The organism is Endozoicomonas sp. SCSIO W0465, assembly GCF_023716865.1.
Lineage (GTDB): Bacteria > Pseudomonadota > Gammaproteobacteria > Pseudomonadales > Endozoicomonadaceae > Endozoicomonas.
Genome location: NZ_CP092417.1, coordinates 1 through 13245 on the forward strand (window position 1 = coordinate 1; position 13245 = coordinate 13245).

Annotated in this window: 10 protein-coding genes; 6 read left to right on the top strand and 4 right to left on the bottom strand. The window is 48.9% G+C overall.

The window, feature by feature from the left end; all coding sequences use genetic code 11:
- The first annotated feature begins 384 nt into the window (after positions 1-384).
- The 5 genes from dnaA (at position 385) to lpcA (ending at position 7554) form a co-directional block, all read left to right on the top strand.
- On the top strand, positions 385-2079 hold the full coding sequence (dnaA, locus tag MJO57_RS00005; protein ID WP_252021886.1) for a chromosomal replication initiator protein DnaA: 1695 nt from the start codon (positions 385-387) through the stop codon (positions 2077-2079).
- 63 nt (positions 2080-2142) lie between these two features.
- A complete protein-coding gene (gene dnaN / locus MJO57_RS00010; protein ID WP_252021888.1) occupies positions 2143-3246 on the top strand; it encodes a DNA polymerase III subunit beta in 1104 nt (367 codons plus the stop codon).
- Between the two features lie 107 nt (positions 3247-3353).
- On the top strand, positions 3354-4499 hold the full coding sequence (gene recF, locus MJO57_RS00015; RefSeq protein ID WP_252021890.1) for a DNA replication/repair protein RecF: 1146 nt from the start codon (positions 3354-3356) through the stop codon (positions 4497-4499).
- Positions 4492-6906 carry a DNA topoisomerase (ATP-hydrolyzing) subunit B gene (gyrB, locus tag MJO57_RS00020; RefSeq protein WP_252021892.1) on the top strand — a complete coding sequence of 805 codons (2415 nt, stop codon included), beginning with the start codon at positions 4492-4494 and terminating at the stop codon, positions 6904-6906. The genes recF and gyrB overlap by 8 nt, the downstream gene beginning before the upstream one ends.
- Positions 6907-6969: 63 nt before the next feature.
- On the top strand, positions 6970-7554 hold the full coding sequence (gene lpcA / locus MJO57_RS00025; RefSeq protein ID WP_252021894.1) for a D-sedoheptulose 7-phosphate isomerase: 585 nt from the start codon (positions 6970-6972) through the stop codon (positions 7552-7554).
- Positions 7555-7592: 38 nt separating this feature from the next.
- Here lpcA and MJO57_RS00030 read toward each other — a convergent pair whose 3' ends face one another.
- The 4 genes from MJO57_RS00030 to glyQ all read right to left on the bottom strand — a co-directional run bounded on the left by MJO57_RS00030 (position 7593) and on the right by glyQ (position 12067).
- Positions 7593-8351, bottom strand: a complete 759-nt coding sequence (locus tag MJO57_RS00030) for a 1-acyl-sn-glycerol-3-phosphate acyltransferase (RefSeq protein WP_252021896.1) — start codon at positions 8349-8351, stop codon at positions 7593-7595.
- Positions 8351-8917, bottom strand: coding sequence for a D-glycero-beta-D-manno-heptose 1,7-bisphosphate 7-phosphatase (gmhB, locus tag MJO57_RS00035; protein WP_252021898.1), 567 nt, complete (start codon positions 8915-8917; stop codon positions 8351-8353). Before gmhB ends, MJO57_RS00030 begins: the two co-directional genes overlap by 1 nt.
- Positions 8918-8978: 61 nt before the next feature.
- On the bottom strand, positions 8979-11090 hold the full coding sequence (gene glyS, locus MJO57_RS00040) for a glycine--tRNA ligase subunit beta (protein ID WP_252027157.1): 2112 nt from the start codon (positions 11088-11090) through the stop codon (positions 8979-8981).
- Positions 11090-12067 carry a glycine--tRNA ligase subunit alpha gene (gene glyQ / locus MJO57_RS00045; protein ID WP_252021900.1) on the bottom strand — a complete coding sequence of 326 codons (978 nt, stop codon included), beginning with the start codon at positions 12065-12067 and terminating at the stop codon, positions 11090-11092. Before glyQ ends, glyS begins: the two co-directional genes overlap by 1 nt.
- Positions 12068-12138: 71 nt before the next feature.
- Between glyQ and MJO57_RS00050 the strand changes: the two genes are divergently transcribed.
- Positions 12139-13233, top strand: coding sequence for a permease (locus MJO57_RS00050; protein ID WP_252021902.1), 1095 nt, complete (start codon positions 12139-12141; stop codon positions 13231-13233).
- The last annotated feature ends 12 nt before the right edge of the window (positions 13234-13245 follow it).

The window sequence follows — 13245 nt, forward strand, 5'->3', positions numbered from 1 at the left end:
CACAGATTGCTTGTTATTCAGTTTACCCACAGGAAGATCATAGGTTTATTGCCTTTCATAAACCGGGCTGTCCACAGTTAAAAAGGCAGAAAAATATTCCGGGTTAAACTGATTTGTTCTTATAAATGCTTGATTAGTAAAGATAAATTCAAGAAAGGCGCATAATATGAGCGATGGCCGGTATGTGGATAACTTTTACCAAAAAGGATACAATCCTCTTTTATCCAGCCAACCTTGATTTCATACCTGAAGGTCTTTAGCAGGCTGTCTGACCGGCTTCAGTGATACCCGTATCAGATCTTGATCCTGATCCTGATCCTGATCTATTTATGGAGAGCAGGAGAGCAGGAGAACAGGAGAGCAAGACAGTAGGAGAGTAGGAGAATGCCTGTGCCCCTTGAGCTATGGCAAAAATGCATCAATATCTTGCAGGATGAGCTGTCTTCCCAGCAGTTCAATACCTGGATTCGTCCTTTGAAAGTGATGGGGGATGAACACGACCTGTGTTTGTTGGCTCCCAACCGGTTTGTTGCCGACTGGGTGAAAGAAAAGTTTTTACCACGAATCGAAGAGATTCTGGATGAACTGTCTGATGGTGATTCGCCAGCGGTAGCGTTGGCGGTTTCTAATCGCCGACCACCCTCACTGAGCAAGCGACCAGTACGTCCAAGAGAGCTTCAGCCAAGAGAGCTTCAGCCAAGAGAGCTTCAGCCAAGAGAGCTTCAGGCAGGAGAGCCTCGGCCAGGAGAAGCGCTGCCCGCTGCAACCGTATCCGTTTCGGAGAAACCCGTTGAGAACCCGCTTAAACAGGCGGCTATTGAGCGTTCAGTAGTCACCCATGAGCTGGTATCTTCACTGCCGGTTGCGCAGGACAATACACCTGAGCCCGATCTGGTGTCTGAGCCAATCAGCTCAAGTATCCCCCAGGATGATGACTCCAGACCAACGGAGGAACTTTCTCAGATTAAGGTCAATCCGTTGAAAGAGCCGGTGAGTGATGCGTCTGAAGAGCCGGTAACGTCTGCTCGGCAGGTTGAAGTAGAAGGTTCTATCAAACATCACAGCTCCCTTAATACGGGTTTCACGTTTGAAACGTTTGTTGAGGGTAAGTCAAACCAGTTGGCGCTCGCAGCAGCCCGACAGGTGGCAGAAAACCCCGGTGCTTCCTATAACCCACTGTTCTTATACGGCGGTGTAGGTTTGGGTAAAACGCACTTGATGCATGCGGTGGGTAATTTCCTGGTTAAACAGAACCGTAGTGCCAGGGTTGTTTATCTGCACTCCGAACGCTTTGTTGCGGATATGGTGAAAGCACTGCAGTTGAATGCCATTAATGACTTCAAAAAGTATTACCGTTCGGTTGATGCTTTACTGATTGACGATATCCAGTTCTTTGCCGGTAAAGAGCGCTCACAAGAAGAGTTTTTCCACACGTTCAATGCGTTGCTTGAAGGTGGTCAGCAGATGATTCTGACCTGTGACCGTTATCCAAAAGAGATCAGTGGCGTTGAGGAACGTCTGAAGTCTCGCTTCGGCTGGGGGTTAACGGTAGCCGTCGAACCACCTGAGTTGGAAACCCGGGTGGCTATTCTGATGAAAAAAGCGGAGCAACAGAAAGTGGAGCTTCCCCATGAAGCTGCCTTCTTTATTGCTCAGAGAATTCGGTCAAATGTTCGTGAACTGGAAGGTGCTCTGAAGCGGGTGATTGCCAGTGCTCACTTTATGGGACGCCGTATTGATATTGATCTGATCCGCGAGTCCCTGAAAGACCTGTTGGCTTTACAGGATAAACAGGTCAGTATAGATAATATTCAACGAACGGTTGCTGAGTATTTCAAGATAAAGGTGGCTGATATTTTATCCAAGCGTCGCAGTCGTTCGGTGGCAAGGCCAAGGCAAATCGCCATGGCACTCTCGAAAGAGTTGACCAGTCATAGCTTACCGGAGATTGGTGATGCCTATGGCGGACGGGACCATACCACCGTTCTTCACGCCTGCCGTAAAGTAAAAGAACTGGTCGAAGTGGATAACGAGATCAAAAGCGATTACAAAAATCTGTTGCGCTCTCTGACGAGTTAATTTCCACCCAATTCAACCTGATAAAAAGGTGGATACCTTTTTATCCCAAGAGAAAGGAAAGCGATGAAATTTACCATTAATCGGGAAGCATTACTTAAGCCACTTCAGCTGGTTGCCGGCGTGGTTGAGCGCAGACAGACGCTGCCGGTATTGTCGAATGTGTTGATGGTCGTCGATGGAGATCAGCTCTCTTTAACCGGTACCGACCTGGAAGTTGAACTGGTTGGTCGGGTAGCCCCTGAGGATGTTGCTGAAGCCGGAGAGATTACGGTGCCGGCCAGAAAGCTGATGGATATCTGTAAGTCTCTGCCTGAAAATACCATGATTGAGGTGCGTCAGGATGATCAGAGAATCAAGGTAAAGGCTGGCCGATCCCGTTTTACTCTTTCCACTCTACCGGCGAGTGAGTTTCCCAGTATTGAAGAAGAGGCCGGATCCGTATCCTTTACGGTTGGTCAGGCCCGTCTTCGTCGCCTGATTGATCGTACCGGCTTTGCCATGGCTCAGCAGGATGTTCGCTACTATCTGAACGGTATGTTGCTGGAAGTCAGCCAGAACTGTCTCCGTGCCGTAGCTACCGATGGCCACCGCCTGGCCATGTGCAGTGTCGATGCCGATATCAACCAGCAGGAAAAGCATCAGGTTATCGTACCCCGTAAAGGCATTCTTGAGATGGCTCGTTTGCTGACTGAAGGCGATGAGAGTGTTCATATTTCACTTGGTGCGAATCATATCCGTGCCAAAACCGGTGACTTTATGTTTACCTCAAAACTGGTCGACGGTAAGTTCCCTGACTATGAGCGGGTCATCCCTAAGGGTGGCAACAAGATCATCGTTGGTGAGCGTCAGGAGCTGCGTCAGGCATTTCAGCGCGCTTCTATTCTTTCCAACGAGAAATACCGGGGTATCCGTTTGATCCTTTCTGACGGCCAGCTTAAGGTTATCGCTAATAACCCGGAGCAGGAAGAGGCAGAAGAAGAGTTGAGTCTGGCTTATCACGGTGACTCAATGGAGATTGGCTTTAACGTCAGCTACCTGCTGGATGTGCTTTCTGTTCTTTCTGGTGATTCCATCAAGATGACGCTCTCAGACCCTAACAGCAGTGCACTTCTTGAGGAGTCAGAGTCTGGTGACTCCACCTATGTTGTGATGCCCATGAGGCTGTAACAGGCTGTCGGTAGTAGTCGTCCGTGGCTGATGTTAGCTAGCCTCATCAGCCACTTGCCTGTCCCGGCCCGGCTCCCGGGCTATTCAGGCTCGGAAATAAACAGAATATGATCCAACAGCTCTCCATAACCGATATTAGAAACCTTACCTCTGTTTCGATTAAACCGTCCCCTTCTGTAAATGTGTTCTATGGGCTTAATGGCAGTGGAAAAACCAGTGTGCTCGAGGCTATACATATTCTCGGGATTGCCCGATCATTTCGTACTACCAGGATCAAACCGGTGATCCATCGTGATGCCGAGGTTTGCACGGTCTTTGGTCGTTTAGGTGTGACATCAGGATCAATACCCGTAGGTGTTTCCAGAAATCTTAGGGATGAAACGCTACAGATCCGGGTAGCGGGTGAAAACCTGAAGTCCACATCAGAGCTTGCCAGGTTGTTACCATTACAGGTGATCAATCCGGATACCTTTCGTCTGCTTGAAGGCTCCCCAAAGCTGAGAAGAAACTTTATTGATTGGGGAGTGTTTCACGTGAAACATAAGGACTTTTTTCCATTATGGAAACGTATGCAGAAAGCGCTGAAACAGCGGAACAGTCTGCTCCGTCATGGTAGAATTAACAGTTCAGAATTGACCTCATGGAACATAGAGTTTGAAAAAGCGGCCAATGCAATTGATCTGTTACGCAGCAATTATATTCAGAAACTGATCCCGGTCTTCAATCAGGTGCTTTGTGAATTGGCAGATCTGGATAATCTTTCTATCCAATATTATCGGGGTTGGGATAAAGAGAGAGCGCTGCATGAAGTGCTCAATAGTGGATTGGCAAGAGATGCGCAAACGGGCTATACCCATGCTGGGCCACAGCGGGCAGATTTAAGAATTCGGATGGGCAAAGGCAGTGCGGTTGATATCCTCTCCCGAGGTCAATTAAAACTGGTGGTCTGTGCACTGAAACTCGCTCAGGGCTTTCTGTATAAAGAGCTGCAAAACAAGCAGTGTCTATTCCTGGTCGATGACCTGCCATCAGAACTGGATATTCCTAATCGACAAAAACTGTGTCGATTATTTCAAAAAATGAACTGCCAGACCTTCATCACTTGTGTTGAGAAGGAGGCATTGGCAAATTGCTGGTTGCCTGAAACGGAAGTAAAAATGTTTCACGTGAAACATGGGCAAATTACATTGGATGATAACCCTGGTCAGCAAAGTATTCGCCGGGCTGAGTCTTTGGAGATAGAGCATGAGTGAACAAAACTACGACGCATCCAATATCAAGGTCCTCAAGGGCCTGGATGCTGTCCGCAAGCGCCCGGGGATGTACATTGGTGATACTGATGATGGTACCGGTCTGCACCATATGGTGTTTGAGGTGGTTGATAACTCCATTGATGAAGCACTGGCAGGGTACTGTGATAAGATTTCTGTCATTATTCACCCGGATGAGTCCATCACCGTTAAGGACAATGGTCGCGGTATTCCTGTGGATATCCATGAGGAAGAGGGTGTCTCTGCTGCAGAAGTGATCATGACGGTGCTTCATGCCGGTGGTAAGTTTGATGATAATACCTATAAGGTATCCGGTGGATTACACGGTGTTGGTGTGTCTGTGGTTAATGCGCTGTCCAGTCAGCTGAAACTGACCATCCGCCGCCATGGCAAGGTTCATCAGCAGATGTACCATCAAGGGGTTCCGGAAGAGCCGTTAAAGGTGATTGGTGAAACGGATGCGACCGGAACTGAGCTGCACTTTATCCCTTCCCCTGAGACCTTCTCAAATATCCAGTTCAGTTATGACATTCTGGCCAAGCGCCTGCGTGAACTCTCATTCCTGAATTCAGGCGTGTATATCCAGCTGACGGATGAGCGCACCGGAAAGGTAGATGACTTCAAATACGATGGAGGTCTGAAGGCTTTTGTTGAACATTTGAACCAGAATAAAACCACCATCAATAAAGTCTTCCACTTTGAAATCACCCGGGATGACGGTATTGGTGTTGAAGTGGCCATGCAGTGGAATGACAGCTTCCAGGAAGGGGTGTTCTGTTTTACCAACAACATACCTCAGCGAGATGGTGGAACGCACCTGGCCGGCTTCCGCGCGGCGCTGACACGAAGTCTGAACGGCTATATCGAGCGGGAAGGTTTCCAAAAGACGGCTAAGGTCGCTACGTCTGGTGACGATGCCCGTGAAGGTTTGACGGCGATTATCTCTGTCAAAGTGCCGGACCCTAAATTCTCCTCCCAGACCAAAGATAAGCTGGTGTCCTCCGAGGTGAAAACTGCGGTAGAGCAGGAGATGGGCAAATACCTGGCAGACTATCTGATCGAAAACCCTCAGGAAGCCAAAGCGGTTGTCGGTAAGATGCTGGATGCAGCCAGGGCCCGTGAAGCGGCCCGTAAGGCACGGGAAATGACCCGCCGTAAAGGTGCCCTGGATATTGCCGGATTGCCCGGCAAACTGGCGGACTGCCAGGAGAAAGACCCGGCACTTTCTGAACTCTACATAGTGGAGGGTGACTCGGCGGGTGGGTCCGCCAAGCAGGGCCGTAACCGGAAGACTCAGGCGATCCTGCCACTCAAAGGCAAGATTCTGAACGTTGAGAAAGCCCGCTTTGACAAGATGCTGTCCTCTCAGGAAGTGGGAACCCTGATTACGGCCCTGGGGTGTGGTATCGGTCGTACGGAGTTCAATATTGAAAAGCTCCGCTACCACAACATCATTATCATGACCGATGCGGATGTGGATGGATCTCACATCCGTACACTGCTGCTGACCTTTTTCTTCCGGCAGATGCCTGAGCTGATTGAAAATGGTTACATCTATATTGCTCAGCCACCACTGTACAAGGTCAAGCGCGGGAAGCAGGAGCAGTATCTGAAAGATGATGGTGCACTGGACGGTTACCTGACCCAGTCAGCGCTGGAGAATGCCAGTCTGCATGTTAATGACAATGCACCCGGGATCAGTGATCAGCCACTGGAAGATCTGGTGAAAGAGTTCAGAAACGTCCATAAGCTGGCTGACAAGCTGTCTCGTATTTACCCGGTCGCAGTGCTTCGTGAAATGATTTATATGCCAGAAGTCACCACGCAAAGCCTGGCTGATAAAAACGTCATGGAGTCCTGGGTTGCCCGGCTGAGTGAAAAAATTGAAAATTTGAAAGCCGCCGGTAGTACCATGACGTTCTCTGTCGAAGAAGACCGGGAACTCAATGTCTGGCTGCCCAAAGTGACGATTATTGCCCACGGTGTCGATAGTCACTACCGCTGGAATGCTGACTTCTTCTCTTCTGCTAACTATGGAAAGATCGTATCTCTGGGTAATAAATTGCAGGGGTTGATCGAGGATGGTGCCTTTATCCAGAAAGGGGAGCGTAAAAAGGACGTATCTTCTTTCGAAGAAGCTCTTGACTGGCTGATGAGTGAATCCACCAAGCGTCACTATATCCAGCGCTATAAAGGACTGGGTGAGATGAACCCGGATCAGTTGTGGGAAACCACCATGGACCCTGATGTACGCCGGATGCTGAAGGTAACCATTGAAGATGCTATCGCTGCTGACCAGATCTTCAACACGCTGATGGGGGATCATGTGGAACCCCGTAGAGAGTTTATCGAAAGTAATGCGCTGAATGTTGCCAATCTCGATATTTAATGCAATCCAGTGCCGGTCTTAACCGGCACATTTTTTGATTCTCATCTCATCAGGTACTCTGTAATGTCTTCAGAATTTAAAGCCATTGTTCGACAGGAGCTGGAAGAAGCGGCGGTTGTGCTGAACCGGTTCCTGGATGATGAAGCCAATCTTGAGTCCATCGATCATGCTGCTCAGCTATTGTCTGAGTGTTTTAAAGCCGGTGGCAAAGTGCTTTCCTGTGGTAATGGCGGTTCCCATTGTGATGCTATGCACTTTGCTGAGGAGCTGACCGGACGTTTCCGGGAAAACCGTCCTGGTTACGCAGCCATTGCCATTTCCGATCCCAGTCATATTTCCTGTGTGTCCAACGACTTTGGCTATGAGTATGTCTTCTCACGTTACGTTGAAGCGGTAGGCAGCGAAGGGGATGTATTGCTGGGTATCAGCACCAGTGGCAATTCCGGGAATATTATCAAGGCGGTAGAAGCGGCCAGGGCAAAAGGGATGAAGGTGGTTCTTCTCTCAGGCAAAGATGGCGGCAAGATGGCGGGTATGGCGGATGTCGAAATTCGTGTGCCTCACTTTGGTTATGCTGATCGGATTCAGGAAGTCCATATTAAGGCTATCCACATTATGATTCAGCTTATTGAAAAGTATATGGAATAAAAAAGGCCGGCATAAACTGGCCTTTCTTCTTTACGCTTTCAGTTCATGTTATTGAGTGCCTCGGCAATCCAGTTTCTGGTTGCATCATTTACTTCTGCCACAGAAAGCGTTTCCGTGTTAATCACCGGACCAATTTCAACCTGTATGGTACCGGGACGTTTTAACCATGAATCATTCGGCCAGAAAACACCGGCATTATGAGCAATGGGAAGAATGTCCACATCGGCAGCTTTTGCCAGACCGGCGCCTCCACGGGAGAACTTTCCTGGTTCACCGGGGGGCGTTCGGGTTCCTTCCGGGAAAATGAGAACCCAGACGTTATGCTCAAGTGCCGCTTTACCCTGCTCCCTTACCTGTTGCAGTGCCTGTCGAGCATCCTTACGATTGATGGCGATGGGTTTGATTTTTTTAAAGGCCCAGCCAAAGAAGGGGATTTTCAGCAGCTCCTGTTTGATCACCTGAGTCTGGGGAGTCAATAACGTTTGCAGGTAAAGGGTTTCCCAAGTGCTTTGGTGGTTGCTGATAATGACACAAGGGGTGTTCGGTATATTCTCACTTCCTTTTACCTCCCATCGTATGCCACAAATTAAACGACAAAGATATACCGATACCATGGCCCATGTTTTGACAAATATTCGGTGACGGAGTTTAAACCGGAAAGGATAAATAAACAGGATCATCAGCATTGCCCAGAACACCGTCCAGACTGCCAGTGACAAGTAAAAGACAATGGTCTTTATAAAAGAAAAGGTAGTGGCTACTGCCAGGGTAGTTGTAGAACCGACAGCTGATGACATTAAAATCCCTCTGAAAGTAATTCTTCTACAAAGCTGTTTAGATTGTTATAAACAGGTACATCCCTGTTACCAGCAAGCACTTCTGGGTGTTCGATGAGTTTAGCTTGGGTTTTAAGGCCTTTGCCAGTCAATACCAGTGCAACCTTACAACCACAGGCTACACCGGCCTGTAGATCACGAAGTGAATCGCCAACTACCCAGGTTTCTGCAGGGATGGCGTCATAGTCCGTAAAAATCTGATCAATGAGGCCCGTTTTTGGCTTTCTGCACTGACAGTGATCATCCGGACCGTGTGGGCAAAAATAGATACCATCAATTTGTCCCCCCCGGGCTTTGACCAGCCTGGTAAGCTTGTCATGCATGGCATCGAGCGCTTTGAGCGTGAAGTAGGCACGAGCCAATCCGGACTGGTTGGTCGCTACCACGACGCTGAAGCCCTCAGACGACAGTCGGGCAATGGCTTCAATACTTCCCACAATGGGAAGCCACTCTTCTGCGGATCGTATGTAATGGTCTGAATCTTCATTGATAACGCCATCCCGATCCAGAATAACAAGCTTGGTCATAGTGCTCCTGAAACCCATATAAAGAAGTGCGGCCGGGGCGCCGCACTGTATCAGGTGGTGCTTAGCTTTTCTGCAACAATGAGATATCAGCGACCTGCAGGAACAGACTGCGTAATTGCTTGAGTAATGCATACCGGTTCAGACGGACTGCTTCTTCTTCTGCATTCACTAACACCTGGTCAAAGAACCGGTCTACAGGCTCTTTCAGTGCTGCCAGGTTGTCCATTACCACTGCATAGCGACCTGCTTCCAGAGCGGGAGCAATTTCCTGTTTTTTTACAAAGACAACTTTCGCAAGCTCAATTTCCGCCACTTCACGGAGCAGTGTTTCATCCAGTGCATCAGGAATAACAATGTCGCCCGCTTTAGCCAGAATATTTGATACACGCTTGTTGGCAGAAGCCAGTGCATCAGCTTCATTCATGGCATTAAAACGGGTAATTGCCTTGATGCGCAGATCAAAGTCCAATGGCCGGGTAGGGCGTAATGCCTTAACGGAGTTGACAATCTCAATAGCAATGCCTTCTTCCTGGTAAGCGGCGTCAAAACGCTCCAGCATGTAATTGACTATTGTCGTATTAAGGTTGTCCAGTGCCGGCAGGGAAACACCTTGCTCCTGATAGCCCTGAATTGCCTGATCAATCAACGCTACCAGATCAAGGTTGAGTTTCTTCTCAACAATGATACGGAGTACACCAATGCTGGCACGGCGAAGAGCAAAAGGATCTTTGCTGCCGGTAGGTAGCTGGTTGATACCAAAAATACCGGTAATCGTGTCCACTTTATCGGCAATAGCAACGGCGCAGCCGATCAGTGTTGACGGCAGCTGATCACCGGCAAAGCGAGGCATGTATTGCTCATACAACGTCTTGCTGACTTCAGGATTTTCACCATCGTTGTCGGCATAGTACTGACCCATGATGCCCTGAAGCTCCGGAAACTCCAGAACCATTTCAGACACCAGGTCGGATTTACACAGCTGACCAGCACGTTCAGCAAGCTTGGCATCACCACCTTCAGTTTCTGCAATATAAGATGAAAGTCGTGCGATACGCTCAGTTTTGGCAAACACTGAGCCCAGTTGAGCCTGAAATACAATGGGCTTCAGTTTTTCACGACGATCGTCTTGTGTCTTTTTGCGATCTGTATCATAGAAGAACTTGGCATCAGCAAGACGGGGGCGAATAACTTTTTCATTACCCTCTACAACATGGCGAGGCCCGGAGCTTTCAATATTTGCCACGGTAATAAAGTGAGGCAGGAGTTTCCCTTCACTGTTTTCCACATGGAAATATTTCTGATGTCCTTTCATGGAAGAGATCAGTGCTTCCGATGGAACGGAAAGGAATTCTTCATCAAAACGGCCGCAAAGGGCAACGGGCCATTCGTTGAGAGCGGTTACTTCATCCAGAAGGTCCGGATCAATCACCGAGTGACCATTAATCGTGGTTGCAACTTGCTCAACCTGCTCACGAATGATTTCACGACGGGTATCAAAGCTGGCAATAACTTTGCCCTGCTCACGGAGAGCCTGGGCATAATCTGCAGGTTTGGTAATGGTGATTGCCTGATGAGCGTGGAAGCGGTGACCACGGGTTGTATTACCTGACTTCAGGCCAAGGATTTCACAATCAATAACACTATTACCCTGTAGCATCAGCAGCCAGTGAACGGGACGAACAAACTCGGTACGGCTGGCACCCCAGCGCATACGCTTTGGAATGGGCAGGTTATCCAGAGACTGGGTAACGATTTCCGGCAGCAAATCCCGGGTTGCTTCACCCGGTTTAACAGAACGGTAGACCAACCATGTGCCTTTTGGTGTCTCTTCCTGTTCCAGGTCTTCAAAATGAACACCGTTGGCACGGGCAAAACCAAGCGCTGCTTTGCTTGGGTTACCTTCGGCGTCATAGGCCGCTTTGATGGCCGGTCCTTTACGCTCAAGCTGTTGATCTGGCTGTGCGGTATCCAGGCCTGTGATCAGTAGAGCCAGGCGACGAGGGGCTGCAAACGACTCGTAACGGGTAAAGGTGATCTGGTTTTTTTCAAGACCGGAAATAATTCCCCGGGTAAATGCTTCAGACAGACTCTTTAATGCCTTTGGTGGCAGCTCTTCGGTACCCAGCTCAATCAGGAAGTCTTCTTTATGCTCTTTATTAAGAGAAGTACTCATCATTTTTCCTCCTGCGTGCTTTCTTTCGCTGCTTCTTTGGCAAGAGAGGCCAGAACATCGTTACGAATGTTTTCATCGGCAAGAGGGAAACCAAGCTCGTGACGTTTATCGAAGTAAGCCCTGGCGACGGCTCTGGCCAGGGTTCTGACGCGCAGGATAAAGCGCTGACGTTCAGTCACTGAGATGGCGTGACGGGCATCCAGCAGGTTAAAGGTGTGTGAAGCTTTCAGAACATACTCATAAGCCGGTAGAGGCAGGCCGATGTCAACCAGCTTCCGGGATTCACCCTCAAAGAAGTCAAAATGTCTGAACAGTTCTTCAATGTCAGCATGCTCAAAGTTGAATGTGGACATTTCAACTTCCTGCTGATGGAACACATCACCGTAAGTGACCGGACCTTGTGGACCAATCGTCCAGACCAGGTCATAAACGTTATCCACACCCTGAATATACATGGCCAGACGTTCAAGACCATAGGTGATCTCACCGGTAACCGGGTAGCATTCAATGCCGCCGACCTGCTGGAAATAGGTGAATTGGGTGACTTCCATACCGTTCATCCAGACTTCCCAACCAAGACCCCAGGCACCCAGTGTCGGTGACTCCCAGTTGTCTTCAACAAAACGAATATCATGAACCAGTGGGTCGATTCCCAGCTGACGGAGAGAGTCCAGATACAGCTCCTGAATGTTATCGGGAGAAGGCTTCATCACCACCTGGAATTGGTAATAATGTTGCAGACGATTTGGGTTTTCACCGTAACGGCCATCGGTTGGACGGCGGCTGGGCTGAACGTAGGCAGAGTTCCAGTTTTCCGGACCGATGGCTCGCAGGAAAGTGGCTGGATGGAAAGTACCAGCACCCACTTCCATATCCAGTGGTTGCATGATAACGCAGCCCTGTTGGGCCCAGAATTGTTGAAGGGCGAGGATCAGCCCCTGAAATGTCTTGATATCTGGCGTACTCTGGGAAGTCACTTTTCTACCCCTGTAAAAATAGAGAGCGATTATACCGGTTTGTGCCGTTAAGTTTAAGCTGTGGATAAGCTGTGAAAAACGTGGGTAAGCTTGATGAATACTATAATTCCATGATTCATTGGGCAGTAAGGTTTTTCTCCATGGTTGTTGTCGATTTTTTGTATACATTAGCCATGTTGGTGTGGCACATGCTCTGGCCGTTGGTCTTTGGATTTTCACTGTCGGCAGTCATTCGCAGTTATGTTCCCGGCGAGATGATTATCAGGCGGCTGGGAGAAAATGGCGTGATCAGCGGGTTGATTGCCACGGCTTTTGGCGCAGTATCATCGGTCTGTAATTATGCCACCGTGGGTATGGGGCATACGCTCCGGCTGAAAGGAGCCAGCTGGGGGAACACGCTGGCCTATATGATCGCAAGTACCAATATCGGCATCACCATGCTGATTGCGGTTTATGGTTTTCTTGGCCCGGTATTTCTTAACGTCATGGTGGTTGCGGGACTGATTTTTCTGGTGTTGAGCTACTTGTTAAGTATTGTGTTTACTATGCCCGCACCGGAAGAGCCGAAAGATGCTGATGCGATGGCCATGAAAGAAAAGAATAACTGGCAGGCGGCTTGTGATTACTTTCGGGATGATGTGGCTATGACCCGTAAAGATATCCTGACGGGGTTTGTTGTGGCATCGGCCGTGAGTGTTTTTATGCCTCCAGCCTGGTGGGATGTCATTTTCGGTAGTTATCAGGATCACGGTGTGATGGCATGGGGGTGGAATGCCGTCATGGGCATTATCGTGACCATTATTACCTTTGGTTGCTCTATCGGGAATGTGTCATTGGCAGCCGTCATGTGGTGGCATGGTGTTTCATCCGGCGGTGTAATGGCTTTTCTTCTGGCTTCGTTGCTGACCTTTCCCATGTTGAAGGTGACCGCTGGCTATTACGGCATGAAAACCACCATTAAGAGTACCATTGTGTTGTCATTGGGTATCATTCTCTCTTGCCTGATGATTGATGCTCTTCTTCAGGCGTACTCAATCACTCTGGTCCGCAACAATGTGATTACCATGACGTCGGGAAATGGGATGTTATTTACTGTGGCCATGAATATTGCTTTTGCTATTTTGGCTGTGCTCATGTATCGGAAAGGCAGGAAGATGAGTATGTGATACTCTCCTCCC

What these genes read in the sequence shown, in the direction of transcription:
- dnaA (WP_252021886.1), top strand. Translation starts at nt 385, where the DNA reads ATGCCTGTGCCCCTTGAGCTATGGCAAAAATGCATCAATATCTTGCAG.
- dnaN (WP_252021888.1), top strand. Translation starts at nt 2,143, where the DNA reads ATGAAATTTACCATTAATCGGGAAGCATTACTTAAGCCACTTCAGCTG.
- glyS (WP_252027157.1), bottom strand. Translation starts at nt 11,090, where the DNA reads ATGAGTACTTCTCTTAATAAAGAGCATAAAGAAGACTTCCTGATTGAG.
- recF (WP_252021890.1), top strand. Translation starts at nt 3,354, where the DNA reads ATGATCCAACAGCTCTCCATAACCGATATTAGAAACCTTACCTCTGTT.
- lpcA (WP_252021894.1), top strand. Translation starts at nt 6,970, where the DNA reads ATGTCTTCAGAATTTAAAGCCATTGTTCGACAGGAGCTGGAAGAAGCG.
- MJO57_RS00030 (WP_252021896.1), bottom strand. Translation starts at nt 8,351, where the DNA reads ATGTCATCAGCTGTCGGTTCTACAACTACCCTGGCAGTAGCCACTACC.
- gyrB (WP_252021892.1), top strand. Translation starts at nt 4,492, where the DNA reads ATGAGTGAACAAAACTACGACGCATCCAATATCAAGGTCCTCAAGGGC.
- gmhB (WP_252021898.1), bottom strand. Translation starts at nt 8,917, where the DNA reads ATGACCAAGCTTGTTATTCTGGATCGGGATGGCGTTATCAATGAAGAT.